Below are 25,993 nucleotides of genomic sequence, written 5' to 3'. Positions count from 1 at the left end.
GGGTCGTCCTTTCGCAGAAGTGACGCCCCACGTGCTCCGGCACGTTCTCAACTCGTCCACGTGGCGGGATCTCCTACGAAAGGCACGATTACGTGACCATGCCTGACCTCGGTGACGGCACGACCGCCGGTATCGCCGAGAACCCCGTCGAGTTCGCGGACCTGGGGCTGCCCAGGCCGCTCGTGACGGGGCTCGCCCGCCAGGGCATCACCGCGCCGTTCCCGATCCAGCAGGCCGCCATTCCCGACATCCTCGCCGGACTCGACGTCCTCGGGCGGGGCCGGACCGGTTCCGGCAAGACCCTCGCGTTCGGCCTGCCCACGCTGGTCAGGATCTCGGGGGAGCGGGCCCGCCCCCGGCGGCCCCGCGCCCTCGTCCTCGTGCCCACCCGCGAACTCGCGCTCCAGGTGGCGAACGCCATCGAGCCGCTCGGCCGGGGGCTGTCGCTGCGCACCAGGACGGTCGTCGGCGGCATGCCGATGGGCCGTCAGATCGAGGACCTGCGCCGGGGGGTCGACGTCGTCGTCGCCACGCCCGGCCGCCTCACCGACCTGATCGAGCAGGGCGAGTGCGACCTCGGCGAGGTCGAGATCACCGTCCTGGACGAGGCCGACCACATGTGCGACCTCGGGTTCCTCCCGGTGGTGACCGCGCTGCTGGCGCGCACGCCGGCGGACGGCCAGCGGCTGCTGTTCTCCGCGACGCTCGACGGCGACGTGGACAAGCTGGTCCAGCGGTTCCTGACGGACCCCGTCGTCCATTCGCTGGACCCGGCCACCTCCCCGGTCGACACGATGGAGCACCACCTGCTCCAGGTGCACCGGGAGGAGAAGACGGACGTCACGGCGGAGATCGCCAACCGCGACGGCCGGACCATCCTGTTCGTGCGGACCCAGCACGGTGTGGACCGGGTCGTCAAGCAGCTGGCCCGGGCGGGAGTCCGCGCCGGAGGCCTGCACGGCGGCAAGCGGCAGAACCAGCGCACCCGCATTCTCGACGGATTCCGCCGGGGCGACATCGGCGTGCTGGTCTGCACGGACGTCGCGGCCCGCGGCATCCACGTGGACGACGTGAGTCTCGTGCTGCACGTGGACCCGCCGGCCGACCACAAGAGCTACCTGCACCGCGGCGGCCGTACGGCCCGCGCCGGCGAGCACGGGGTGGTGGTGACGCTGGTGCTGCCGAGCGAGCGCCGCGCCACCGAGTCGCTGACCCGCAAGGCGGGGGTCACCGCGTCCCGGCACCGGGTGACTCCGGGCGACCCGGTCCTCGCCGACATCGCCGGGGCCAGGCGCCCGACCGGCGACACGGTGCCCGTGTGGGAACCGGAGGTGCGCACGCCGCTGCGCTCCCGGCCGGACGACCAGTCCCGGGCCGGCCGTCCCCGGCGCTTCGGCGACCGCTCCCGCAGCGGTGGCGGCGGCGGTGGCGAGCGGTCGTACGGCGGGGACCGGCCGCACAGCGGCGACCGGCCCCATGGCGGTGAGCGCTCCTACGGTGGTGGCGGACGTCCCCGCGGCGGCAGTGGCGGCACCGGCGGCGCCGGCGGCAACTCCGGCGGACACAGTGGTGCGGGACACAGCGGTGGCGGGCGCGGCAGTGGCGGCCGCCGGTTCACCGGCCGCTGACCGGCCCAGCTGAGCCGGGCATTCCGAACCGGCTCTGCTGAACAGAGCCTGCTGACTGGGCCTGCTGACTGGGCCTTCCCGAGGGGAGGGACTGCGATCCGGATGCTGATCGCGGCCCCTCCCCTCGGTGCGTTTTGGGGCGTCTTGGTGCGTCCGGCCGCGCCGCTCAGCCCTTGAGGCCGCTCAGCACGATCCCTCGGGTGAAGTAGCGCTGGAAGACCAGGAAGAAGGCGACGGACGGCAGGGAGGCGAGAAGGCCGCCCGCCATGATCGCCCCCTGGTGCTGCGCGCCCGTGAAGTAGGAGTTGAGGCGGGCGAGCGCGACCGGGATGTTCGCCATCTCGTCGCTCTGCACGAGGATCAGCGGCCACAGGAAGTTGTTCCACTCGGCGAGCACGATGAAGATCGACATCGCGGCGAGGGCGGGGCGCAGCAGCGGCAGCACGATCCGCCACCAGATGCGCCACTCCCCGGCGCCGTCGACCCGGGCCGCCTGGATGAGCTCGTCCGGGATCGAGTGGAGGAACTGCACCAGGAAGAACAGCACGAACGCCTTGGCCAGCGCCGGGACGATGTAGCCCTGGTAGGTGTCCAGCCAGCCCAGGTTCCGCATGATGACGTAGTTGGGCACGAGCGTGGTCTGCCAGGGCACCATCATCGAGGCGACGATCATCAGGAAGATCAGCCGCCGGCCCGGCACCCGGTGCTTGGTGATCACGTACGCCGCCAGCGAGGCGATCAGCAGCGAGCCCACCGTGATCGCGACCGTGATCACCAGGCTGTTGAACATGAACCGGCCGAAGCCGAAGTCGACCTGGAACCGCTGGAAGAGGCCCTGGAGGTGTCCGGGGTTGACCTGGGTGGGGGAGTATCCGGGGTCGTAGAAGTTGTCCAGGGTGGGGTGCTCGGGCACGAACGATGGCGGCTGCCTGTCGATCTCCGTCACCGGTTTGAACACCGTGATCAGCATCCAGTAGAACGGCGCGATCATGGTGAGCGACAACAGGTAGAACGGCAGGCGCAGCAGGCCGCCGCGCCGGGCGCCGGAACGCGGTCGCCGCGGCGTGGTCGCGGGAGGCGCGGTGACGGGGGCGGTGAGAGGAGTGGCGGCCATCACAGCTCCTTCAGCGCGCGGCCGACGCGGAGGTTGACCATGCTGATCGCGAAGATGATCAGGAAGAGCACCCACGCGATCGCCGAGGCGTAGCCGAGCTTGAAGTGCGTGAAGCCCTGGTCGTAGAGGTAGGGCACGATCATCAGGCCCGAGTCGAGCACGCCGCCGATGTTGTTGGTGCCCCGGAACACGATGTAGACGGCTTCGAAGACCTGGAACGCCCCGATCAGGCCGGTCACGACCACGTACGTGGTGACCGGGCGCAGCAGCGGCAGCGTCACCCGGCGGAACTGCTGCCAGGGCGTGGCGCCGTCGATGCGGGCCGCCTCGTAGTACTCCTGGGGGATGGAGCCCAGACCGGCGACGTACAGGACCATGCCGTAGCCCATCCCGCCCCACACCGACATGAGCACGAGGATCGGGATCGTGAGCCCGGGCGTGGCCAGCCACTCGACGGCCCGGCCGCCGAACCATCCGACGACGGTGTTGGCCAGGCCGAAGTCGCCCGGATTGAAGATCCACTTCCAGAGCAGCATGAGCGCGATGGACGAGGTCACCGAGGGCAGGAAGAAGACGGTCCGCATGACGCGGTGCGGCCAGCCCGACCCGCCGAAGGCCAGCGCGAGGCCGAGCGACAGCAGCGTGCCGACGCCGACCGACGCCACCACGTAGAGGAACGTGTTGCCGAGGGCGTGCCGGAACCGGTCGTCGTCGAACAGCAGGCGCCGGAAGTTCTCCAGGCCGGCGAACTCGGGGGCGGTCACGCCGTCGAACTTCGTGAAGCTGAGATAGAGCGAGTTGGCCAGCGGCCAGACCAGGAAGCCGGCGAACAGGGCGAGGAACGGCAGCAGCATCAGATAGGACGTGCCGTGGCGGCGCCATCGGTGCCGGGACACGGCGGCAGGGGTTGCCATGGATTGTCTCCAGTCGGAAGGGGCCGCCCCGCGATCCGTACGGGCGCGAGGCGGCCGGTGAGGAGTGCCGCGGCCGATGAGAGGTCAAGTGTCACCGGCCGGCCGGCGGCCGTCCGCCGGGGCGTCAACCGGCGTTGCGCTCCATGACCTTGGCGGCCTCGCTCAGGGCCGTCTTGATGTCGGCCTTGCCGAGGATCGCCGACTGGAGGTGTTTGGCCACGTCGCCCGCGCTCTCGTCCCAGCCGGGGCATCCGGGAGCCGCGGCGCCGGTGCTGATGATCTTCGCGAACACCTCGGAGTGCTGCGGCTGGAACGGCGAGCCGGCCACCTTGTCCGGTCGCGGCGGGATGTAGGCGACGTTGCGGGCCTTCGCCTCGGCGTTCACCGCGTCGACCGCCTCGTCGGTGTAGAGGTACTTCACGAAGTCGGCCGCCTGCTGGATGTGCTTGCTGTAGGACGTCACCCCGACCGCCCGGCCGCCGATGAAGGTCGTCGGGCTCGCCGGACCGGCGGGCAGCGGGGCCACCGCCCACCTGCCCTTCAGCTTGGGCTTTGAGGTGTCGATGACGAGGGCGTTCCAGTTGCCGCCGTAGACCATCGCGGTGCCCGCGTCCAGCGCGTCCGAGGTGGTCACCGTGTCGGTGGGCGCGCCGTACCTGCGGTGTAGGTCGATCCAGAACGACAGCGCCCGCTCGGCCTCGGGGGTGCCGAGCGAGGGCTTGCAGTCCGGTGTGTAGAAGCTGCCGCCGGCCTGGTAGAGGAAGTTGAAGTAGCCGATCCAGTCGAGGTTGCCCCAGTCGATGCCGAAAGGCGTCTTGACCCCTGAGTCCTTGAGCTTCCCGATGTCTGCGGTCAGTTCGTCCCAGGTCGCGGGCGGCTCCTTGATCCCGGCCTTCTCCAGCAGGTCGGTCCGGTAGTAGAGCGCCTCGGTGGACATGTCCAGCGGAATTCCGTAGACGGTGCCGTCGGGGGAGACGGCCGACTTCCACTGGGCGGGCTGCGCCTGGGCCCTGAGCTGCTCGACGCCGTACTTGCGCAGGTCGACCATCCCGCCGCGCAGGCCGAACTGGATGGTCCAGGTCATGCCGCCGGAGATGACGTCCGGCCCGCTGCGGCTGGTGGAGGCCGCGAGCAGCTTGGCGTACGCGTCGTCCCAGCTCAGCGTCTGCACCTTGATCGTCACATTGGGGTGCGACTTCGTGTAGAGGTCGGCCGCCTTCTGGAAGGCCGCGCTCTCGTCGTCGCCTCCGGTGGACCACCACGTGATCGCGGCGGGGGCGTTCGCGTCGGCCTGCCCGGTCTCCGGGGTGCCGCTCGTCGCGCAGCCCGCGCCGAGCCCGATGACCAGGACGGCGATCAGGACGGCGGGCAGGGTGACGGGCAGGGCAGCGCGGGCGGCCGCCGGCGTTCGTCGCATGGAGGTCTCCGATCTCACGGACGGTTCTCACGGACAGTGATCGATTGACGGGTCCTGGCCCCCGAGAGGCGGCCCGCCGCGAGATCGTGCCGTGCGGACGCACCTCACACGCCTGGAATTTGTGCAGAGTCCAGCACTAAACCGGATTAGTTGCAAGAGGGTGTTTCAGTCCGCCAATCCGGCCTTTACGGGGCATCGGTCGCGATTGCGCAGGTGAAAGCCGCGCCAGTCGAGGAGATCCGGTTCGGACGGAGACCCTTAACCGGGTCAGAACCCTGAAACGAGCCACTTGTGTAGCCTTGACCGGCGTATGCCTCACCAGTTCACGGGAGCCCCCATGTTCGTTGACATGCCCCTCGACCAACTGCGTGCGTACCTGCCCGAGCGCCGGGAACCGGCGGACTTCGACGCCTTCTGGGACCGCACGCTCGCCGAGGCGCGGGAGCACGATCTGAACGCCGTCTTCGAGCCGTACGAGGCCGACCTCGCGCTGGTGGACGTGGCCGACGTGACGTTCGCGGGGTTCGGCGGGCATCCGATCAAGGGGTGGTTCATCGCGCCCGCGGGCGCGTCCGGCCCGCTGCCGTGCGTGACGGAGTTCATCGGGTACGGCGGCGGGCGCGGCCGGCCGCACGACTGGCTGCTGTGGCCCGCCGCCGGGTACGCGACCTTCGTGATGGACACGCGCGGGCAGGGCGGCACCTGGCGCTCGGGCGACACGCCCGACCCGGTCGGCGGCAACGGCGCGCAGATTCCCGGCAAGCTCACCCAGGGCGTGTTCGACCGGGACGACTACTACTACCGGCGGCTCTACACCGACGTCGTGCGGGCGGTGGAGGCGGCCAGGTCGCACCCCCTCGTGGACGCCGGGCGCGTCGCCGTGACCGGCGGCAGCCAGGGCGGCGGCATGGCGCTGGCCGCCGCGGCGCTCGTGCCGGACCTCGCGTACGCGTTCGTCAACGTGCCGTTCATGTGCGACATCCGGCACGCGGTGGAGATCACCGACGAGGACCCGTACGGCGAGCTGGGGCGGTTCTGCGGCATCCACCGCACCCGGGTCGAGGAGATCTTCGCCACGCTCGGCTACTTCGACGGGCTGCACTTCGCGGCACGGGCCCGCACCCCTGCCCGGTTCTCCGTGGCCCTGCGCGACGGCGTCACCCCGCCCTCCACCGTATTCGGGGCGTACAACCACTACGCGGGCCCGAAGGACATCACCGTGTGGCCGTTCAACGGCCACGAGGGCGGGGAGTCGCAGCAGGCGCTGGAGCAGCTCCGGCTGGCCCGCAAGATCCTCGGCTGAGTCCGGCCCGGCGCGGGCATGATCTCGCAGGGTGGACGCGGGGCGCGGACGCCCCGCGTCCGCAACTACCCTGGGGCCGATACGCTGAACGGGCAGGCCCACGATTCCGAGAGAGACCATGAAGACCTTCGAAGAGCTGTTCGCCGAGCTGGCAGACAAGGCCCGGACCCGGCCCGCGGGGTCCGGCACCGTGGCCGCGCTGGACGCCGGCGTCCATGCCATCGGCAAGAAGGTCGTCGAGGAGGCCGCGGAGAGCTGGATGGCGGCCGAGCACGAGTCGGCGGAGCGGGCGGCGGAGGAGATCTCCCAGCTCCTCTACCACGTCCAGGTGCTCATGCTGGCCCGCGGGATCGGGCTGGACGAGGTCTACAAGCATCTGTAGCCGCCGCGGCGGCCCCGGATGTCCGAAAGACCCATCGACCTCGTCCTGCCTGAAAGGATCTTCAACTCATGCTGCGCATCGCCGTGCCGAACAAGGGCGCGCTCTCCGAGGGCGCCCAGACCATCCTGAAAGAGGCGGGCTACCGCCAGCGCAGGGACAGCAAGGAACTCGTGGTCGTTGACTCCGAGAACTCCTGCGAGCTGTTCTTCCTGCGCCCCCGCGACATCGCCGTCTACGTCGGCGAGGGCACCCTGGACGCCGGCATCACCGGGCGCGACATGCTCTTCGACTCCGGGTCCCCGGCCGAGGAGATCATGCCGCTCGGGTTCGGGCGGTCCACCTTCCGCTTCGCCGCCCCGGCCGGCGCCCACTCCGGCGTCGCCGGCCTGTCCGGCCTGCGTATCGCCACCTCGTACGCCGGGCTGCTCGGCAAGTACCTCGCCGACCAGGGCGTGGACGCCCGGGTGATCAAGCTCGACGGCGCGGTCGAGACCGCGATCAGGCTCGGCGTCGCCGACGCGGTGGCCGACGTGGTGGAGACCGGCACGACGCTGCGCAACGTCGGGCTCGAGGTGTTCGGGGAGCCGATCGCGCACTCCGAGGCCATCTTGATCAAGCGGGCCGGGGCGCCGGAGGCCAACGGCTTCCAGCAGCTCATCCGCCGCCTGCAGGGCGTGCTGGTGGCCCGCGACTTCGTCATGATCGACTACGACATCCGGGCCGAGCGCATCGACGAGGCCATCTCCATCACCCCGGGCATGGAGGGGCCGACCGTCTCCCCGCTGCACCGCGAGGGCTGGGTGGCGGTGCGGGCGATGGTCCCGCGCAAGGGCCACCAGCAGGTCATGGACCAGCTCTGGGAGATCGGCGCCAAGGCGGTCCTCGTCACCGCCATCTTCGCCTGCCGCCTGTGACCCGCCGGGACGGCCGCCCGCGATGACATATGTCATCGCGGAGGCCGGAGGCATCCCACTGCCGCGTCTCCCGGCCCGCTTCTAGTTTTGTCCGCATGAACGCCATCTCCTTCACGGACGTCACCAAGAGGTACGGCGACGTGCTCGCGGTCGACGGCCTCGACCTGGAGGTCCCGGCCGGTAGCACCGTCGCGCTCCTCGGGCCGAACGGGGCCGGGAAGTCCACCTCCATCAACATGCTGCTGGGCCTGCTGAGGCCCTCGGCGGGCGAGATCCGGGTCTTCGGCGAGCCGCCGGAGACCGCGGTCGCCCACGGCGAGATCGGCGCCATGCTCCAGGAGGGCGAGCTGATCCCCGAGCTCACCGTGGCCGAGACCGTGGACTTCGTCCGCCGGCTCTATCCGAACCCCCTGCCGCGCGAGGAGATCCTCCGGCTCGCCGACCTGACCGAGCTGGCCGGGCGGCGGGCGAACCGCCTGTCCGGCGGGCAGACCCAGCGGGTGCGGTTCGCCCTGGCGGTCGCGGGCGGGCCGAGGCTGCTGCTGCTCGACGAGCCGACCGCGGCCATGGACGTCGAGTCCCGCCGTACGTTCTGGGAGAACATGCGGCGGTACGCCGCGCAGGGGCGCACGATCCTGTTCGCGACGCACTACCTGGAGGAGGCCGACGAGAACTCCGACCGGGTCGTCGTGATCGCACGAGGGCGGGTCGTGGCCGACGGCACCGCCGCCGAGATCAAGGCAGGCGTTGCCGGGCAGACGGTGAGCTTCCGGCTGGGCGACCAGCCGGCCGCCGGTCTGGAGAGCCTGCCGGGGACGACCGGCGTGGAGCTCCAGGCGGGCCGCGTCACGCTGCGCACCACCGACCTCGACGCGACGGTCGAGGCGCTCTACCGGAAGACCACCCTCGACGTGCGCGATCTCCAGGTCCACGGGGCCGATCTGGAGGACGCCTTCCTCGCTCTCACCAAGGAGTCGTGACGATGCCGCACTACCTGAAGGTCGAAGTGCTGCGCATGCTGCGCAACAAGCGGTACGTCATCTTCGTCGTCGCGTTCCCGCTCGGCTTCTACCTGCTCTACTCGAACCTGTGGGGCGCGCAGACGGACGAGGCCACCGGGATCAAGGGCAGCGTGCTGCTGATGGTCAACATGGCGGCGTACGGCGCGCTCGCCTCGTCGATGATGTCCACGGCCGTGCCCTGGGCGCAGGAACGGCACAGCGGCTGGCTGCGTCAGCTCCAGATCACCCCGCTGCCCGCCTGGGCCATCCTCGCGACCAAGCTCGTCGCGTCCCTGCTGCTGGTGCTGCCCGCGCTGGTGCTGGTGGGGCTCGCCGCGGTGCTCACCCAGCACGTGTCGCTGCCGGCGGGGCAGTGGGTGGGGCTGCTCGCCTTCATGTGGATCGGGACCATCCCGTTCGTGGCGCTCGGCCTCGCCATCGGCTCGGCGCTGCGGCCCGACACCGCCCAGCCCGTGGCCATGATCTCGATGTTCGGCCTGGCCCTGCTGGGCGGCCTGTGGTTCCCCACGTCGCTCATGCCGGAGGCCATGCGGAACATCGCCAGGCTGCTGCCGTCCTACGACTACGCGAGCGTCGGGTGGCGCATCGTGGCCGGGCAGGCGCCGTACGGGCCCGACGTGGCGGGCATCGTCGCCTGGGCCGTCGCGCTGGGGGCCGTCGCGGTGCTCGCCTACCGCCGCGCCGTGGTGCGTGCCTGACCCGGCGGGGCCTGTGCCTGACCCGGCGGGGCCTGTGCCTGACCCGGCGGGGCCTGTGCCTGACCCGGCGGAGAGCGGAGGGACGACGCGATGAGCCGGCTGGCCAGGATCTTCAGCTTCGGCGGACCGGACGACGGCCCGTACCGCCTGCGGCGGCTGATCGGCATGTCGCTCGGCCTGATCTACCTGTTCTACCCGGTGGCCGAGGTGATCGACGGCAGGGTGGGAACGGCGCAGGCGGTCTGGCGGATGACCGCGCTCGCGGCCTTCGTGGGCGTCTACCTGACGGTCGTGCTGGGGCCGCGCGGCCTCGGCCACCGGCCCCGGTGGATGTTCCCCCTGCTCGGCCTCGCGACCCTGATGGGAGCCGCCTTCCCGCTGGTGTTCCACAGCGAGAGCTGGCTGACCCTGCCGGTCTACCTGGCGGTCGTCTACGCGATGGCCCTGCCGCCCCGGCGCGCCCTGCTCGGCATCGGGGCCATGACGGCGATCCTGATCGCCGACGGCCTGGTGATCGGCGCCGAGGACGGGCTGCTGTGGATGCTCGTGCTGCAGACCGTCACCCTCGGCGTGCTGTTCATGAGCGTCCGCAACACCCGGGTCCTCATCGGCAAGCTCAAGGAGGCGCAGAGCGAGGTGGCCAGGCTGGCCGCCGCCGAGGAACGGCTGCGGATCGCCCGCGACCTGCACGACCTGCTGGGACACGGCCTCTCGCTGATCGTGCTGAAGAGCGAGCTCGCCCGCCGGCTGGCCGAGCAGGGGTCGCCGCAGGCGGCCGGGGAGGTGGCCGACATCGAGGCGGTGGCGAGGCAGGCGCTGCTCCAGGTGCGCGAGGCCGTCACGGGCTACCGCCGCAGCTCGCTGCCGGAGGAGATCGACGGCGCCCGCGCCGCGCTGGCCGCCGCCGGGATCGCCCTCACCGTCCGCATGTCCGGCGCGCCGCTGCCCGAGGACCTCGACGGCCTGTTCGGCTGGGCCGTGCGCGAGGCCACCACCAACGTCGTACGGCACGCCCGGGCCACCCGCTGCGAGATCACCGTGTCGTACGGCGAGCGGGGCGCCGCCCTGGAGGTCGCCGACAACGGCCGCGGCGGGCCGTACCGGCCGGGCAACGGCCTGACCGGGCTCGGCGAGCGGGCCCGCGCCGCGGGCGGCGACCTGGAGGTCGAGAGCGGCGGGCGGGGGTTCCGGGTGCGGATCGCGGTCGCGCTGCCCCAGGACCTCACTCCCGGGATCGTCGCGGATAGGTTGGCCGATTGACATCCTTCCCTCCCTGAAGGGAGGGGATTCCAACCCTCACAGGTTGGTCTTCCTGCTTCGCCGCCGGTTGCCCGCTCGGAGGACTCCGTTGAGGTCTTACACCAGCTCCACAGGCGTTTCACCTCTCCGCCGGCCCGGCGGCGAGGATGTTCCTGGCGGCGTTGACGTCCCGGTCATGGACCGCGCCGCAGGCGCACTCCCACTCCCGGACGTGCAACGGCATCGACTCTTGCAGTGCCCCGCAGGCCGAGCACAGTTTCGAGCTGGGGAACCATCGGTCGATCACGACCAGTTCCCGCCCGTACCACGTGGCTTTGTGTTCCAGCATCGAGCGGAGTTGCCGCCAGGAGGCGTCGGAGATGGCGCGGGCGAGGGAGTGGTTCTTGACCATGGCGCGGACGGTCAGGTCCTCGATCACGACCGTTTGGTTCTCGCGGACGAGCCGAGTGCTGAGTTTGTGCAGGAAGTCCCGGCGCCGGTCGGCGATCCGCGCGTGGGCGCGGGCGACCTTCACCCTGGCCTTGGCCCGGTTCGCGCTGCCCGCCGCTTTGCGGGCGAGCGAGCGCTGGGCCTTGGCCAGCCTGCGCCGGTCGGTGCGCTCATGCCGGGGGTTGGCGACCTTGCCGTCCTGGTCGGTCAGATCGGGTATCGGGCGGGACAGGGCCACCAGGCTGGTGATCCCCGCATAACCGTCTGCGCCACGCCGCACATCATGCCACCCGATCAGTCGCCGATCGCGTGAGTTCGTCCAGCGGTTCGCCTTGCGGTGAAATGCCTGCCCCTGCCCTGCTTCCCGCAAGGAGTTCGATTCCTCCCCCGCCTGAAGGCGGGGGTTTCCATGGAGGATCTTGATGATCAGGGTCGTGCTGGCGGAGGACCAGAGCATGGTCAGGGGCGCGCTGGCCTCGCTGCTCGGTCTGGAGCCCGACATCGAGGTGGTCGGGGAGGCGGCGAACGGCGACGAGGCGGTCGCGGTCGCCGAGGCGACCCGGCCGGACATCGCGCTGCTGGACATCGAGATGCCCGGCAGGGACGGCATCGCCGCCGCCGAGGAGTTGCGCCGGCGGGTCCCCGGGTGCCGGGTGGTGATCCTCACGACCTTCGGCCGGCCCGGCTACCTGCGCCGGGCGATGGAGGCCGGGGCGGTGGCGTTCCTGGTCAAGGACAGCCCGGCGCGCGACCTGGCCGCCGCCATCCGGCGGGTGCTCCGGGGCGAGCGGGTGATCGACCCCGGGCTGGCCGCCGCGGCGCTCAGCGCCGGGCCGAACCCCCTGTCGCCGCGTGAGCGGGACGTGCTGTCGGCCGCGGCGGACGGCTCGACCATCAACGACATCGCGCTGCGGCTGCACCTGTCGGAGGGCACCGTGCGCAACTACCTGTCGGCGGCCATCCAGAAGACCGCGGCGCGCAACCGCATCGAGGCCGTCCGGAAGGCCCACGCGCTGGGCTGGCTCTGATGCGCCCCGCCCGCTGACCCGCCCCGCCCCGCCCCGCCCCGCCCCGCCCCGCCCCGGGCCGGGCCGCCGGGCGGGTCAGCGGGCGGCCTGCATCTCGGCGACGTGCCGCAGCAGGTCGCTGATCCGGACCACGCCCATGCACCGGCCCACCTCGTCGACCACGACCAGGTCGTCGTACGCCCGGGTGGTGTCGCGCCCGGCCACCTGCATGGCCGCGATCGCCGGGGTGGTCTTCGCCACGATCTTCGCGGGGTCGGCCAGGCGGCTGGCCGGCTTCTTCGCGTGCAGCGCGTGGCCGTACGCCCCGGCCATGAACAGCAGGAACCGGCTGCGGTCGACGCTGCCCTGCGGGCGCTGGTACTCGTCCACCAGCACCACACTCGTGATCGACGGCTCCGCGCTGAGCACGCCGACGACCTCCTCGGCCGTCGAGCCGGCCGGCAGCGTCACCGCCGGGAGCAGGAACTCCTGCACGCGTGGCCCCAATCCGCTCGCGCCCGCTCCCATGAGGCCCGGCGCGCCGGGGACGGCCTCGGCCTCCGGCACCGGCAGTGGCACGTGGACGCGGTTGTGGCCGTGGGAGGGCCGCCAGTCGGGCGGCGCGAGCAGAGGGCCCTGCGCGAGCCGGATGCCCCAGCCGCGCACCGCCGCGAGCTGCGTCTCCTCGCGTACGCCGGGGGCGAGCACGTGCGCCCCGGCGCCGCGCGCCAGGCGGACGAGCGACTCCACGAGCGCGCCGCGCCGGGGGTCGCGTGCTCCCCGCGCCACCAGATCGCCGGAGAGCGCGATCACGTACGGCGCGGCGTCGGCGAGCAGGTCGAGCGGCAGCGGGGCCGTGCCGAGTTCGCCGAAGGCGACGAGGTAGCCCACCGCGCGCAGGCCGTCGATCCCGGACAGCAGGGCGGTGCGCCCCACGGCCGCGACATCGCCCTCGATCATCAGCATGACCTCGCGCGGACGGCGGTTGCACATCCGCAGCGCCTCGTGCAGCGGCGCCGTGCCGGCCGAACCGGCGGCGACCACGGCGGCGGAGATCGGCAGCACCAGCGGCAGCGCGGTCTCCTCGCGGGCCGCGGCCAGCACGCCGTTCACCGTGGCCGCCACGCCGCCCGTCACACCGCCCGTCACACCGCCCGGGTCCGGCGCGGCGTAAGTGACGCCGCCCGGCGTGCCGCCCCACGCGGGGTCCGCGGGGATCACCTGTACGGCGATCGCGCCGCCGGTGTCCAGGTCGACCACCGGCAGGAACAACGGGACGGGCGGGCGATGCGGGGTGCTGTGGGGAGTCCCGGGGACGAAGGACGAGGGCAGGGGCCCCGTTGCGGAGGCGGCGGGGGTGTACCGCCGCACGAGGCCCGCCGGGTGGTGTCCCTGCGGGTCGTCCGGGTGGTACGCCGGCGGAGCGCCCGGAACGGACGCGGCGACCGGCGACGCCGGCGAGGAGGGGAGCGTCACGGGTGAATTGTGGGACGCCTCCCCGGGGCCGTTGACCCTTACAGGGGGGAATTCACCTACATTTCCCCGCCAGTTGGAGGGAATCCGGCAAACGACCACACCGGTAGGCTGATCAGCCATGACGGGACGGCCCGCCGCCGGAGGCGGCAGATGGGTCTCGGTGGCCCCCGAGCGGCTCGCGGGCTGGATCGCGCGCTTCGCCGCACGGCACGGCGCGATCGAGGCGGTCACTCTGCCGGACGTCGTGCGCCTCGACGCCGCCGACGGCGCGGTCGCCGAGTGTCACGTGCCGTTCCCGCCGCTGCGCCCGTCGCCCGCCGTGCCGCCCGCCGTGCCGCCCGCCGTGCCGCCCGTCATGCCGCCCGTCGCGCCGTCCGGAGCCGGGCAGGGCGAGGCGGCCCTCCCGGTCCCGGCGGCGGCGCTGGTCGCCCACGCGTGCCGCGAGCGGACGGTCGGCGTGCTGCTGGCCCGGCTCGGCGGGCACGCCGCCGGCGTCTTCACCGGCACCCGCCTGGTCGCGGCCAAGGTCGGGTCGCGTCAGGTCCACGGGCGCAGCGCGGCGGGGGGATGGTCCCAGCAGCGCTTCGCCCGGCGCAGGGACAAGCAGTCGGCCGAGGCGCTGCGGGCCGCCGCCGACGTGGCCTTCCGGCTGCTGACGCCGCGGCTGGCCGACCTGGAGGCGGTGGTGCTCGGCGGGGACCGGCGGGCGGTCGACGAGATCAGGGAGGATCGGCGTCTCGCGCCGCTGTTCGCCCTGGAGGCCGGGCCGTTCCTCACCGTTCCCGATCCGCGGCCGGCCGTCCTGAAGGGCGCACCGGACCTGTTCCGCGCCGTACGGATCCGGCTGTTCGACCCCTGACCGGCGGGCGGGCGCTCGGCGAAGCAGGTCGCGGTGACGGCGGCACTACACTTGAGCCCATGAGCGCTCCCGACTGATCGCTCCCGGCACCGGTCCTGTCCGCATCACCCACGGGAGTGTCCCCTTCATCATGATCATCGCTACCGACGTCGAACTCCGCGCGGGTTCCCGCCTGCTCATCGAGGGCGCCTCTTTCCGGGTGAACCCGAGCGACAAGATCGGGCTGGTCGGGCGCAACGGCGCCGGCAAGACCACCCTCACCAAGGTCCTCGCGGGTGAGGGCCTGCCCGCCACGGGTTCGGTCACGATCTCCGGCAGCGTCGGCTACCTGCCGCAGGACCCCCGTACGGGAGACCTGAGCGTGCTGGCGCGCGACCGGATCCTGTCGGCCCGCGGGCTCGACGAGGTGCTGCGCGAACTGCGCGCGGCCGAGACCGGGATGGCCGCCGACGACCAGCGCGTGCGCGACCGGGCGGTGCGCGCGTACGGCCGGCTGGAGGACCGCCTGCACGTCCTCGGCGGTTACGCGGCGGAGTCGGAGGCGGCCTCGATCGCCTCCAGCCTCGGGCTGCCCGACCGGGTTCTCGGCCAGCCGCTGCAGACGCTGTCCGGAGGGCAGCGCAGGCGGGTCGAACTGGCGCGAATCCTGTTCAGCGGGGCGGAGACTCTCCTGCTCGACGAGCCCACAAACCACCTCGACGCGGACTCGATCGGCTGGCTTCGTGAATTTTTGCGCTCCCACCAGGGCGGCTTGGTGATCATCAGCCACGACGTCAACCTTCTTGAAGCCACGGTAAACCGGGTGCTCCACCTGGACGCGAACCGCTGCGTCATCGACACCTACAACGTCGGCTGGAAGGCCTACCTGGCCCAGCGGGAGACCGACGAGAAGCGGCGCAAGCGGGAGCGCGCCAACGCCGAGCGGCAGGCGTCCGCCCTGCTGACGCAGGCCGACCGCATGCGGGCGAAGGCCACCAAGGCCAAGGCGGCCCAGGACATGGAGCGCCGGGCCCGGCGGCTGCTCTCGGGCGTGGAGGGCGAGCGCCGGTCCGACCGCGTCGCCAAGCTGCGCTTCCCCCAGCCGGCGCCCTGCGGCAAGACGCCGCTGACGGCTCGCGGCCTGTCCAAGTCGTACGGCTCGCTGGAGGTCTTCACCGACGTCGACGCCGCCGTCGACCGCGGCTCGCGGATCGTCATCCTGGGCCTGAACGGCGCGGGCAAGACGACCCTGCTGCGCCTGCTCGGCGGCATCGAGACACCCGACACCGGCGAGGTCCTGCCCGGCCACGGGCTCAAGCTCGGCTACTACGCGCAGGAGCACGAGACCCTCGACGCCGGGCGCACCGTGCTGGAGAACATGCGCTCCGCGGGCCCCGACCTCGCCGACGTCGACCTGCGCAAGGTGCTCGGCTCGTTCCTGTTCACCGGCGACGACGTGGACAAGCCGGCGGGGGTCCTGTCGGGCGGTGAGAAGACCCGTCTGGCGCTCGCCACGCTCGTGCTGTCGAGCGCCAACGTGCTGCTGCTCGACGAGCCTACCAACAACCTCGATCCGGCCTCCCGCGACCAGGTGCTCACCGCCCTCGGCTCCTACACTGGCGCGATTGTGCTGGTCACCCATGACGAGGGCGCCGTGGAGGCGCTGAAGCCGGATAGGGTGATTCTGTTGCCAGACGGAGTGGAAGACGCATGGAGCGACGAATTTTCCGATCTTGTGGCGCTTGCCTGATCTTAATTTGAGCGGGTAGGGATCTTTTCCCGCGGAGTAGGTAGCCGATCCCGTCGAAATGACTGATCATGGGCTGAAGTAACGCTGCGGAAGTCTGGCACTACAGGAGGTACTCGTGGCCGAGACTCTGAAGAAGGGCACCCGGGTGACCGGGGCCGACCGGGAAAAGCTGGCCAGCGATCTCAAGAAGCGCTATTCGGCGGGTGAGAGCATCCGCGCTCTGGCCGCTTCCACTGGCCGGTCGTACGGGTTCATCCACCGCATCCTGAGCGAGTCCGGAGTGACTCTGCGCGGGCGCGGCGGAGCGACCCGGGGCAAGTCCAAGCGCTAGATCCACCTCAAGACGCGCGACCGCAGCCGCTCGTTCCTGTGAGAGGGCGTGGCCGGGCCCGGCTAACCAGAACGTCGTTCGGTAGGCTCGGGCGCGACCGCGGGTCGAACAGGAGCGCGGACGCCCGGCACGGGCGGTGCGCCGCACCGGACCGGCCGTGCGAGGCGACGTGGCTCCTCGTCGAAGGCAGGAGCAGGCATGGCGGAAGCGGCAGTGGGGGGGGATCCGGAGCACGCCCCAGAGACGGGCGAAGGCTCCGATGTGTCGACGGTCTCGGCGGCCGCGCCGGCCGAGATCGGACTGCGCTGCGAGGTGGACGGCGAGATCGCGACCGTCACCCTGGACCGGCCGGACAAGCGCAACGCGCAGACGTTCGCGACCTGGTCGGCTCTGGCCCGGATAGGGGACACCCTTCCGGAGCGGGTGAGAGTGGTCGTGATCAGAGGCGAGGGGCCGTCCTTCTCAGCCGGAATCGACCTGCGCATGTTCACGCCCGAGGGAGTGCCCGGGCAGGAATCGTTCGCGAGCGCCGCGGCGCTCGGCGACACCGAGTTGGAGCGACTGATCGCGGAGGCACAGAGGGGTTTCCTGTGGCTGCGCAGGCCGGAGATCGTGTCGATCGCGGCCGTGCAGGGCCATGCGATCGGGGCGGGTTTCCAGCTCGCGCTCGCGTGTGACCTGCGTGTCGTCGCGGACGACGTGATGTTCTGCATGAAGGAGCCCGCGCTGGGGCTGGTTCCCGACCTGACCGGGACCAAGCCCCTGGCCGACATCGTCGGGGTTCCCCGCGCCATCGAGATGTGCCTGACCGCCCGCGTCGTCGGGGCCGAGGAGGCCGTACGGCTCGGCCTGGCCGAGATCGCGGTACCGGCGGGCGAGCTCGACCAGACCACCCGTGACCTGGCCGCCGCGCTGCTGGCCACCGGCCACGCCGCCGCGACCGCCACCAAGCGCCTGCTGCGGGCCGCGCCGGGGCGCACGCTGGAGGAACAGGCCGCCGCCGAGCGGGCCGAACAGGTGGCGCGCATCCGCGCACTGTTCGCTTCGAACTGACGGGTGCTGTTCGCTTCGAGCTGACGGGGGAATCGGGGGAGTCCTCCCATCGCTGCACGCCTGGGAGGATGTACGGCATATGTCGATGATGAACGGGGGCTACGGCTTCCAGGTGATGCGGTCCCTGCGGCGTGACAGCTCCGTGACGAAGGAGCGCATCGCGCCGGGGACCGTCCGGCGCATCGCGGGGTACGCGCGGCCCTTCCGGGCGCAGATCGCCGGTTTCCTCGCGCTGGTGGTGGTCGACGCGGTCATCGTGGTCGCCAACCCGCTGCTGATGAAGGCGATCATCGATGACGGCATCATGCCCAAGCGGGTCCAGGTGGTGCTGTGGCTCGCCGTCACGATCGCCGCGCTGGCCGTCGTGGACGCCGGGCTCGGCCTGGCGCAGCGCTGGTTCTCCGCGCGCATCGGCGAGGGCCTGATCTACAACCTGCGCACCGAGGTCTACGACCACGTCCAGCGCATGCCCGTGGCGTTCTTCATGCGGGCCCAGACCGGCGCGCTGGTCTCCCGGCTGAACACCGACGTCATCGGCGCGCAGCGGGCGCTGACCAGCACGTTGTCGTCGGTGGTCTCCAACGTGATCAGTCTGGTGCTGGTGCTCGGCACGATGATTGTGCTGTCGTGGCAGGTCACGCTGGTCGCGCTGGTCCTGTTACCGATCTTCGTCTTCCCCGCCAAGTGGGTCGGCCGCCGCATGTCGGCGCTGACCCGCGAGCAGATGCAGCTCGACGCCGAGATGAGCTCGGTGATGACCGAGCGCTTCAACGTGGCCGGGGCGATGGTCGCCAAGCTGTACGGCAGGCCGGACGACGAGGCATCGTACTTCGCCGAGCGGGCGGGCCGCGTCCGCGACGTGGGCGTGATCGTCGCGATGTACGGCGCGGTGTTCCGCATCGCGCTGGGACTGGTCGCCGCGCTCGCCACCGCGCTCGTCTACGGCCTCGGCGGCACCCTCGCGATCTCCGGGGCGTTCGCGCTCGGCACCCTGGTCGCCCAGTCGTCCCTGCTCATGCGCCTGTACGGCCCGCTGACCAGCCTGTCGAACGTGCACGTCGACGTGATGACCGCGCTGGTGAGCTTCGACCGGGTCTTCGAGGTCCTGGACCTCAAGCCGATGGTCGCCGAGAAGCCCGGCGCGCGGCCGATCCCCGAGGGGCCGGTGACGATCGAGTTCGACGACGTGCGCTTCCGCTACCCGGCCGCCTCCGACGTCTCGCTGGCGTCGCTGGAGTCGGTGGCCCGCCCGGACACCGGTCCCTCCCAGGAGGTGCTGAAGGGCGTGTCGTTCACCGCCCGCGAGGGCGAGCTGGTGGCGCTCGTCGGCCACTCGGGCGCGGGCAAGACCACCATCACCTCGCTGGTCTCCCGCCTGTACGACGTGGACGAGGGGGCCGTGCGGATCAACGGGCTCGACGTCCGCGACGCCACCCTCGACGGCATCAGGGACACGGTCGGGGTGGTCATGCAGGACGCCCACCTGTTCCACGACACGATCGGCAGCAACCTCCGCTACGCCCGTCCCGACGCGACCGACGAGGAGGTCTGGGAGGCCCTGCGCGCGGCCCAGATCGCCGACCTGGTCAAGAATCTGCCCGAGGAGCTGGAGACGGTAGTCGGCGACCGCGGATACCGGCTGTCGGGCGGGGAGAAGCAGCGCATCGCGCTGGCCCGCCTGCTGCTCAAGGCGCCCCGGGTCGTCGTGCTCGACGAGGCCACCGCCCACCTCGACTCCGAGTCCGAGGCGGCGGTGCAGCAGGCGCTGAAGACGGCCCTGCGGGGACGAACCTCGCTGGTGATCGCCCACCGGCTGTCGACCATCCGCGAGGCCGACGCGATCCTGGTCATCGAGGACGGCCGGGTGGTCGAGCACGGCCGGCACGAGGAACTGCTGAAGCGGGGCGGCGCCTACGCCGAGCTGTACCGCACCCAGTTCACCGGCTAGCGGTAGCCGAGGCGGGCGAGTTCCTCCCTGGCGACCTTCTCCACCAGTTCGGCGTCCTCGCCGGACAGGCGGGTGCGCCAGGCGCCCGGCCGGGGGATCGTCGCGCCGTACAACGCGATCATCGAGACCTTGGTCTCCAGGAAGGACGACACCGCGTCGATCGCCTCGCCGGGCGCGGCCACCAGGTCCTCGTACCTGAGCGTGAGCAGGTGCTCGGCGGGCAGTTCGCGGCGCAGGGCCGCGTTCAGCCGTACGGCGCCGCGCCAGCGCAGGGCGCACCTGCCCGCGGCCGGCATCTCGGCCCAGCGCTGCCGGTGCTCGGCCGAGCGCACGCCGAGGAACGGGTTGGGAAACTCGGCGTCCTCGCTCAGCATGTGCGGCTTGACCCAGGCCATGCAGGCGGGGTCGGCCAGCATGTCGGCGACGACGTCCCGGCCGTCGCGGACGACCTGGATGAACCGGGCGTCCGGAAACGCCCGCAGCAGCACCGGCGTGCTGTAGATCAGGTCGGGGCTGGCGTCGCCGAACCGCGTCAGCGCCCCCGGCCCGACGCAGGGCCCGGCACCGATGATGCCGCCGGCCTCACGGCAGGCGGTCGTGCACTCCGCGCAGGACGCCGGGACGACCTGCCAGGCCTCCGCCAGCACATCGCGCAGCACCCGGGGCGCCCCGCCGCTGCGCGCGATCGAGGGCCTCCGGGCGAAGGCGTAGACGACCCGGGTCACCGGGCCCCTGCCCATGGTCATGTGGAAGCCGGGAGAGCGCTTGAGCGCACGGCCCAGCAGGTCCGCGCCGGAGTGCGGGGCCGCGATCACGAACACCGGGCGACGGACCTTGACGCCGTTGACCACGAGGATGTGCGTCGGAGGTCGCATAGATACCGCTTAGTCTGACACCCTTTGAAGGGTGAGCGAGCGCATCCGCGGCGGGCCGGGGGGTGTCGCCTCGGTAACGGTACCGGAGGCGCCCCGGCGGCTGCGGCCGGGAGACACCGTCGCGCTGGTCGCGCCCGCCGGCCCGGTGGATCCCGTACGGCTGGAGCGCGGCGGGGCGGTCCTGGAGGAGCTGGGCCTGCGGGTCGTGCACGGAGCGTCGGTGCGGGCCCGGGAGGGCTATCTCGCGGGGCCCGACGCCGCGCGCGCCGCCGATCTCCAGGCGGCCTGGTGCGACCCCGGGGTGGCGGCCGTCATCTGCGCGAGGGGCGGCTACGGCGTGACCCGGCTGCTCGGGCTGCTCGACTGGGACGCCATGGCGGCGGCCGGTCCCAAGATCCTGCTCGGGTCGAGCGACGTCACCGCGCTGCACCGGGCCTTCGCCGACAGGCTCGGCCTGGCCACGCTCTTCGGGCCGATGCCGGCCTGCGCGACGATCAGCGATCCCGGGGGGCCGGAACCAGTCACGTTCGCCCACCTGCGGCAGGCTCTGTTCGAGGGCGGCACGCCCGCCCCGATCACGGGCGACCGCGTCATCGTGCCGGGACGGGCCGAGGGGCGGCTCACGGGGGGCAACCTCGCCCTGCTCGCCGCCCTGTGCGGCACGCCGTACGCGATGCGGGGGGAGGTGCGGGGGGAGGGCCGGATCGTCCTGCTGGAGGACGTGACCGAGGAGCCCTACCGGATCGACCGGATGGTGACGCAACTGCTCCAGGCGGGCTGCCTGGACGGCGCGGCGGGGATCGTGCTCGGGTCGTGGGTGGACTGCGGCGACCCGCTGCCGATGCTGGCCGAACGCCTGTCGCCCCTGGGTGTGCCGGTCCTCGCGGGGCTGCCCGTCGGGCATGGATCACCACAACTGAGTATGTGGTTGGAGACGAATGTGGCTATTGTGACCGAATCGTGCCCAGCCTCGGGCGCATTCCGCGACTCTGACGCGGCAACCTGAGACGCGCCCGGAGGCGCCCGGGCGGTGGCGAAGGGATGGTGCGTTGGGACTCTTGCGGCGACTGCTCAGCCGGACGCGGCCGGACGATCCCGCTCCGAGAGCCGTCGAGGACGTCGATCTCGACTCCCTGCTGGGGCTGGTCGCCGAGACCATGGGCTACACCTGCGACTTCGCCGCGGACGGCACGTCACTGGCGCTGGCCTCCCCCGATCGCGAGCGGGTGGTGAACCTCGTCGGCCTGCGCCGTGAGGCCGCCCGGCGCACCCGCGAGGACTGGCCCATGCTGGTCTCCGAGCACCTGGCCCACGCCGTGTCGGGCGAGCCGTTCGACGCCTGCAACCTCAAGCCGATCAAGCCGCTGCTGCGCACGCGGGTGCACGCCGCCGACGACCCGGCCTTTCCCGACCCCTCCCGGATCATCGGCCGCCACCTGAGCGCCGACCTGATCGAGGTGCTGACGATCGGCGCCCGCCCGGTCCGCCCCGAGGAGGCCTTCTGCTGGCCGATCCCGCCGGGGGAGGCGCTCGACGTCGCGGTGGGCAACGCCCTGGCCGACGAGCGGCCCACGGTGTCCCGGCTGGACCTGGGCGGCACCGAGGTCACGCTGCTGGCCGCGCCCAGCGCGGCCGCCCACCTGCGCCGCCTGCCCGCCCACACGCACGTGCCCGAGGACGGCATGCTCGCCGTGCTGCCGCACCGGGGGGTGGTCGCGGTGCATCCGGTGGCCGGGATCGGCGTGGTGCGGGCGATCGAGCGGCTGCGCCTGTTCGCCCACCGGGAGCACGCCGGTCACGCCGACGGGCTCAGCCCGCACGTGTACTGGTGGCGCCGGGGCAAGCTGACCCGCATCCAGGCCGACCTGATCAGCCACGACGGGCAGACCCGGCTCGTCGTCGCGCCGCCGCCGGAGTTCGCCCGGCTCCTCGCCCGCATCGCCGGCCGGTCCTGAGCGTTCGTTCCTGAGCCGCCGGTCCTGGGCTGCGGGGAATGTCCTGCGGGCGGGCTTGGTTCAACGCGTAAGAAGTTGAACTTTAAACCAGGAGAGGTGGCCATGCCCGCCGTCACCGCAGACACCCTGACCCTGCCCCGCGTCGCCGCACCCGATCCGGCCGTCGCCGGACCCCGCCCCGTACGGTCGGTGACGACCGCCCCCAGCGGTTTCGAAGGCGAGGGCTTCCCCGTACGGCGCGCGTTCGCCGGGGTGCCGCAGTCGCTGCTCGACCCGTTCATCCACATGGACCAGATGGGCGAGGTCGAGTACGCCCCCGGCGAGCCGAAGGGCACGCCGTGGCACCCGCACCGCGGCTTCGAGACGGTCACCTACATCATCGACGGCGTCTTCGAGCACCAGGACTCGAACGGAGGCGGCGGCACCATCACCAACGGCGACACGCAGTGGATGACCGCCGGGTCCGGCCTGCTGCACATCGAGAAGCCGCCGGAGCACCTGGTGGTCTCGGGCGGGCTCTTCCACGGCATCCAGCTGTGGGTCAACCTCCCCCGCGCGCACAAGTTCCACCTGCCCCGCTACCAGGACATCCGGGGGCGGGAGGCGGCCCTGCTCGCGTCGGCCGACGGCGGCGCGCTGCTCCGGGTCATCGCCGGGGACCTGGACGGGCACGCCGGCCCCGGCGTCACGTTCACCCCGATCACGATGGTGCACGCGACCGTCAGCCCGGGCGCCCGGCTCGACCTGCCCTGGAACCCGGACTTCAACGCCCTCGCCTACGTGTTGGCCGGTCAGGGCTCCGTGGGCGCTGAGCGGCGGCCGGTCCGCAAGGGGCAGCTCGCCCTCTTCGGCCCGGGCGGGTCGCTGACCCTCGCCGCGGACACCGCCCAGCCGCAGGCCGAGCCCGCACTGGAGGTGCTGCTCCTCGGCGGGCGGCCGATCCGCGAGCCGGTCGCGCACTACGGCCCGTTCGTGATGAACACCCGCGCCGAGATCATCCAGGCGATGGAGGACTACCAGGCCGGACGCCTGGGCGTCATCCCCGCCGAGCGGGTCCCGCACGCCGACGGCCCGCTGCCTGAGACGCCCTGACCTGAGACGCGCTGACCTGAGACGCGCTGACCTGAGACGCACTGGCCTGAGACGCACTGACGGCTACCGGAGCGCCAGCGCCGTATTGATCAGGTGGATGTGGCTGAAGGCTTGGGGGAAGTTGCCGAGTTGGCGTCTGGTGCGGGGGTCGTATTCCTCGGCGAGGAGGCCGACGTCGTTGGTGAGGGCGATGAGGCGTTCGAAGAGTTCGACCGCTTGGTGGTGGCGGCCGGTGAGGGCGCGGGCTTCGGCGAGCCAGAAGCTGCAGGCGAGGAAGGCGCCTTCGCCGCCGGGGAGGCCGTCGACGGGGTTGTGGTCGGCGGGGTTGTGGTCGGCGGGGTTGTGTTCGGCGGGGTTGTGGTCGGCGGTGGGGTAGCGCAGGACGAAGCCGTCGGTCATGAGTTCGCGTTCGACGGCGTCGATGGTGCCGGTGACGCGGGGGTCGTCGGGGGGCAGGAAGCCGACGATGGGGATCTGCAGGAGTGCGGCGTCGAGTTCGGTTGAGCCGTAGGACTGGGTGAAGGTGTTGCGGACCGGGTCGTAGCCCTTCTCGCAGACCTCCGCGTGGATGCGGTCGCGCAGCGCGCCCCACCGCTCCACGTCGCCCTCCCGGCCCAGCTCCTCGATCACCCGGACCATGCGGTCGGCCGCGACCCAGGCCATCACCTTGGAGTGGACGAAGTGGCGGCGCGGCCCGCGCACCTCCCACAGCCCCTCGTCGGGCTGGTCCCAGTTGTGCTCGAAGAACCTCATCAACGCGGTGATCATCGCCCAGGCGTGGTCGTCGGGCGGCATGCCCTGCTTGCGCGCCTCGTACAACGCGCTCATGACCTCCCCGTAGATGTCGAGCTGGAGTTGCGTGGCCGCGCCGTTGCCGATCCGCACCGGCCGGGACCCCTCGTAGCCGGACAGCCAGTCGAGCGTCGTCTCCGGCAGGCGGCGCTCGCCGGCCACGCCGTACAGGACCTGGATGTCCTCCGGGCGGCCGGCGATGGCGCGCAGCAGCCAGGAGCGCCAGGCGTCGGCCTCCTCGACGTACCCCGAGCCGGTCAGTGCGTCGAGCGTCATCGCGGCGTCGCGCAGCCAGCAGTAGCGGTAGTCCCAGTTGCGCACCCCGCCGAGATGCTCGGGCAGCGACGTGGTCGGCGCCGCGACGATCCCGCCGGTCGGGCTGTAGGTCAGGGCCTTGAGGGTGATCAGCGACCGGACGACGGCGTCGCGCCACGGGCCGCGGTAGCCGCACCGGGACGACCACGCCTCCCACATGGCCGTGGTCTCGGCAAGCTGCTCCAGGGGATCGATCCGTTCGGGCTCCGGGTGGTGGGAGGGGTGCCAGGTGAACACGAACGGCACCCGCTCCCCGGCGGAGACGGTGAAGGTCGCCTCGTGCCGGTAGTCGCTTCCCCGCAGGTGGACGGGGGAGTGGATCCAGACCGAGTCGGGCCCGCCCACGGCGTGCAGGTGGCCGCCCGTACGGCGCACCCAGGGCACGATGCGCCCGTAGTCGAAGCGGATGCGGATCTCGGTGCTCATCTCGACCGTGCCCGACAGGCCCTCCACGATCCGTACGAGATCGGGGTTGACGGAGCGGGGCGGCATGAAGTCGATCACCTTGACCACGCCGGTGGAGGTCTCCCAGACGGTCTCCAGGACCAGCGTGTCCCCGGCGTACGCCCGGCGGGTCGCCTCCTCGTGGCCCGTGGGGGCCAGGCGCCAGAAGCCGTTGGACTCGTCGCCGAGCAGCTTGGCGAAGCACGAGGGGGAGTCGAAGCGCGGCAGGCACAGCCAGTCGACCGAGCCGTCCCGGCCGACGAGGGCGGCCGACTGCATGTCGCCCACGAGGGCGTAGTCCTCGATCCGCATCCCGCCACGCTACCCGGGGGATGGCTCCTATGCCGCCGGAGCGAGGCTCGCGGCGTCCGGGCGGTCGACGAAGAGCGCCGCGGATCCGCCGAGCAGGGCCGATCCGGCGAAGTTGGCGTTGACCGCGCTGCGCTCCGCCGCGCTGGGGTTGGCGTTGGTGCAGCTCACCGGGGCGCTGGAACCGGACATCAGGTCGGAGCACAGGCCGGTGCGCCGGTCGGGCAGGCCGAGGATGTGGCCGATCTCATGCGTGGCGATGCGCAGCGGGTAGTAGCCCTCGCTCGTCGCCTCCCTGCCCATCCAGATGGTGCCCCGGCCGAGGCCGGTGCGGCTCGTGCGCGGCCAGCCGTTGTCGGCGAGCACGGTGAAGTCGGCCGGTGTGCCCGCCACGAGCCGGACGTTGGTGACACTGGCGTTCCACACCTGGGCCGCCTGGTCGATCACCGTGCGGAACTCGGCCGCCCGGCTGGCGTCGTAACGGAGCACGCGCACCGCGCTCACTGTGCTCAACCCGCTCGCCCCTGCGTGGGCGGACGGCACGGGCGACAGCAGGACGAGTCCCACAACCAGGCCCAGGACCAGGGCCGGGAGGGCGCGGAGGAACCGTGACAGGCGCATCGGGGTCTCCTCGATCGGGGGGTTGCCACCGCGAGGCGCGCCTCGGGTGGGGCCTGCCGTCACCGTACGCGCGGCCCAGCCCGCCGGGGACAGGCCAATTTCCCCC

Annotated in this window: 23 protein-coding genes and 1 pseudogene; 16 read left to right on the top strand and 8 right to left on the bottom strand. The window is 72.0% G+C overall.

The window, feature by feature from the left end; all coding sequences use genetic code 11:
• The first annotated feature begins 98 nt into the window (after positions 1-98).
• Positions 99-1,628: a DEAD/DEAH box helicase gene (locus OG344_RS28240; protein ID WP_405085686.1), complete on the top strand. Its 1,530-nt coding sequence runs from the start codon at positions 99-101 to the stop codon at positions 1,626-1,628.
• A 166-nt stretch (positions 1,629-1,794) separates the two neighbouring features.
• Here OG344_RS28240 and OG344_RS28235 read toward each other — a convergent pair whose 3' ends face one another.
• The 3 genes from OG344_RS28235 to OG344_RS28225 form a co-directional block, all read right to left on the bottom strand.
• Positions 1,795-2,742, bottom strand: a complete 948-nt coding sequence (locus tag OG344_RS28235) for a carbohydrate ABC transporter permease (protein ID WP_405085685.1) — start codon at positions 2,740-2,742, stop codon at positions 1,795-1,797.
• On the bottom strand, positions 2,742-3,656 hold the full coding sequence (locus tag OG344_RS28230) for a carbohydrate ABC transporter permease (RefSeq protein ID WP_405085684.1): 915 nt from the start codon (positions 3,654-3,656) through the stop codon (positions 2,742-2,744). The genes OG344_RS28235 and OG344_RS28230 overlap by 1 nt, the downstream gene beginning before the upstream one ends.
• Before the next feature lie 124 nt (positions 3,657-3,780).
• Positions 3,781-5,073: an extracellular solute-binding protein gene (locus OG344_RS28225; RefSeq protein WP_405085683.1), complete on the bottom strand. Its 1,293-nt coding sequence runs from the start codon at positions 5,071-5,073 to the stop codon at positions 3,781-3,783.
• 337 nt (positions 5,074-5,410) lie between these two features.
• On the opposite strand from OG344_RS28225, the gene OG344_RS28220 reads away from it, so the two are divergent.
• The 6 genes from OG344_RS28220 to OG344_RS28195 all read left to right on the top strand — a co-directional run bounded on the left by OG344_RS28220 (position 5,411) and on the right by OG344_RS28195 (position 10,652).
• Entirely contained in the window at positions 5,411-6,376 is a 966-nt protein-coding gene (locus tag OG344_RS28220) for an acetylxylan esterase (protein ID WP_327046287.1), read from the top strand.
• A 118-nt stretch (positions 6,377-6,494) separates the two neighbouring features.
• Positions 6,495-6,758 (top strand): phosphoribosyl-ATP diphosphatase, encoded by a 264-nt coding sequence (locus OG344_RS28215; protein WP_150934647.1) that lies wholly within the window; start codon positions 6,495-6,497, stop codon positions 6,756-6,758.
• Positions 6,759-6,826: 68 nt separating this feature from the next.
• The gene (gene hisG, locus OG344_RS28210; RefSeq protein WP_327046286.1) at positions 6,827-7,672 is read left to right on the top strand and encodes an ATP phosphoribosyltransferase; all 846 of its coding nucleotides are present in this window, start codon (positions 6,827-6,829) and stop codon (positions 7,670-7,672) included.
• Between the two features lie 95 nt (positions 7,673-7,767).
• Positions 7,768-8,652 (top strand): ABC transporter ATP-binding protein, encoded by an 885-nt coding sequence (locus OG344_RS28205; RefSeq protein ID WP_327046285.1) that lies wholly within the window; start codon positions 7,768-7,770, stop codon positions 8,650-8,652.
• A gap of 2 nt (positions 8,653-8,654) precedes the next feature.
• On the top strand, positions 8,655-9,392 hold the full coding sequence (locus tag OG344_RS28200; RefSeq protein ID WP_405085682.1) for an ABC transporter permease: 738 nt from the start codon (positions 8,655-8,657) through the stop codon (positions 9,390-9,392).
• A 90-nt stretch (positions 9,393-9,482) separates the two neighbouring features.
• Positions 9,483-10,652 carry a sensor histidine kinase gene (locus tag OG344_RS28195; protein ID WP_405085681.1) on the top strand — a complete coding sequence of 390 codons (1,170 nt, stop codon included), beginning with the start codon at positions 9,483-9,485 and terminating at the stop codon, positions 10,650-10,652.
• On the opposite strand, the pseudogene OG344_RS28190 reads toward OG344_RS28195, so the two are convergent.
• Positions 10,615-11,337, bottom strand: a pseudogene (locus OG344_RS28190) (RNA-guided endonuclease TnpB family protein); the annotation flags it as partial. The gene OG344_RS28195 and the pseudogene OG344_RS28190 overlap by 38 nt on opposite strands.
• Before the next feature lie 166 nt (positions 11,338-11,503).
• On the opposite strand from OG344_RS28190, the gene OG344_RS28185 reads away from it, so the two are divergent.
• Positions 11,504-12,109 carry a response regulator transcription factor gene (locus OG344_RS28185; protein ID WP_405085680.1) on the top strand — a complete coding sequence of 202 codons (606 nt, stop codon included), beginning with the start codon at positions 11,504-11,506 and terminating at the stop codon, positions 12,107-12,109.
• Positions 12,110-12,184: 75 nt separating this feature from the next.
• Here OG344_RS28185 and OG344_RS28180 read toward each other — a convergent pair whose 3' ends face one another.
• Positions 12,185-13,564 (bottom strand): EAL domain-containing protein, encoded by a 1,380-nt coding sequence (locus OG344_RS28180; protein ID WP_405085679.1) that lies wholly within the window; start codon positions 13,562-13,564, stop codon positions 12,185-12,187.
• Positions 13,565-13,682: 118 nt separating this feature from the next.
• Here OG344_RS28180 and OG344_RS28175 point away from each other — a divergent pair, with 118 nt between their 5' ends.
• The 5 genes from OG344_RS28175 (at position 13,683) to OG344_RS28155 (ending at position 19,484) form a co-directional block, all read left to right on the top strand.
• Complete coding sequence (locus OG344_RS28175; RefSeq protein WP_405085678.1) at positions 13,683-14,423, top strand: acVLRF1 family peptidyl-tRNA hydrolase; 741 nt, start codon at positions 13,683-13,685, stop codon at positions 14,421-14,423.
• Positions 14,424-14,553: 130 nt separating this feature from the next.
• A complete protein-coding gene (locus OG344_RS28170; RefSeq protein ID WP_327046279.1) occupies positions 14,554-16,152 on the top strand; it encodes an ABC-F family ATP-binding cassette domain-containing protein in 1,599 nt (532 codons plus the stop codon).
• A gap of 115 nt (positions 16,153-16,267) precedes the next feature.
• Positions 16,268-16,483: a helix-turn-helix domain-containing protein gene (locus tag OG344_RS28165; RefSeq protein ID WP_030904785.1), complete on the top strand. Its 216-nt coding sequence runs from the start codon at positions 16,268-16,270 to the stop codon at positions 16,481-16,483.
• 198 nt (positions 16,484-16,681) lie between these two features.
• The gene (locus tag OG344_RS28160; RefSeq protein WP_405085677.1) at positions 16,682-17,536 is read left to right on the top strand and encodes an enoyl-CoA hydratase/isomerase family protein; all 855 of its coding nucleotides are present in this window, start codon (positions 16,682-16,684) and stop codon (positions 17,534-17,536) included.
• 79 nt (positions 17,537-17,615) lie between these two features.
• On the top strand, positions 17,616-19,484 hold the full coding sequence (locus OG344_RS28155; protein ID WP_327046277.1) for an ABC transporter ATP-binding protein: 1,869 nt from the start codon (positions 17,616-17,618) through the stop codon (positions 19,482-19,484).
• On the opposite strand, the gene OG344_RS28150 is transcribed toward OG344_RS28155, so the two are convergent.
• Complete coding sequence (locus tag OG344_RS28150; protein ID WP_405085676.1) at positions 19,481-20,359, bottom strand: sulfotransferase family protein; 879 nt, start codon at positions 20,357-20,359, stop codon at positions 19,481-19,483. The genes OG344_RS28155 and OG344_RS28150 overlap by 4 nt on opposite strands.
• Positions 20,360-20,390: 31 nt before the next feature.
• On the opposite strand from OG344_RS28150, the gene OG344_RS28145 reads away from it, so the two are divergent.
• From OG344_RS28145 to OG344_RS28135, 3 genes are all read left to right on the top strand, one after another.
• Positions 20,391-21,365, top strand: coding sequence for an LD-carboxypeptidase (locus tag OG344_RS28145; protein ID WP_405085675.1), 975 nt, complete (start codon positions 20,391-20,393; stop codon positions 21,363-21,365).
• A gap of 43 nt (positions 21,366-21,408) precedes the next feature.
• Positions 21,409-22,314, top strand: coding sequence for a hypothetical protein (locus tag OG344_RS28140; protein ID WP_405085674.1), 906 nt, complete (start codon positions 21,409-21,411; stop codon positions 22,312-22,314).
• A 102-nt stretch (positions 22,315-22,416) separates the two neighbouring features.
• Positions 22,417-23,406 carry a pirin family protein gene (locus OG344_RS28135; protein ID WP_150934658.1) on the top strand — a complete coding sequence of 330 codons (990 nt, stop codon included), beginning with the start codon at positions 22,417-22,419 and terminating at the stop codon, positions 23,404-23,406.
• A gap of 63 nt (positions 23,407-23,469) precedes the next feature.
• Here the strand turns inward: OG344_RS28135 and OG344_RS28130 are convergent, their stop codons facing one another.
• Positions 23,470-25,269, bottom strand: a complete 1,800-nt coding sequence (locus tag OG344_RS28130) for a glycoside hydrolase family 15 protein (RefSeq protein WP_405085673.1) — start codon at positions 25,267-25,269, stop codon at positions 23,470-23,472.
• Between the two features lie 27 nt (positions 25,270-25,296).
• Positions 25,297-25,887 carry a snapalysin family zinc-dependent metalloprotease gene (locus OG344_RS28125; protein WP_327046271.1) on the bottom strand — a complete coding sequence of 197 codons (591 nt, stop codon included), beginning with the start codon at positions 25,885-25,887 and terminating at the stop codon, positions 25,297-25,299.
• Positions 25,888-25,993: the final 106 nt, after the last annotated feature.

Origin of the sequence: Microbispora sp. NBC_01389 (assembly GCF_045040095.1) — a bacterium.
Taxonomy (GTDB): domain Bacteria; phylum Actinomycetota; class Actinomycetes; order Streptosporangiales; family Streptosporangiaceae; genus Microbispora.
This window is presented reverse-complemented; position numbering and strand designations above follow the sequence as displayed.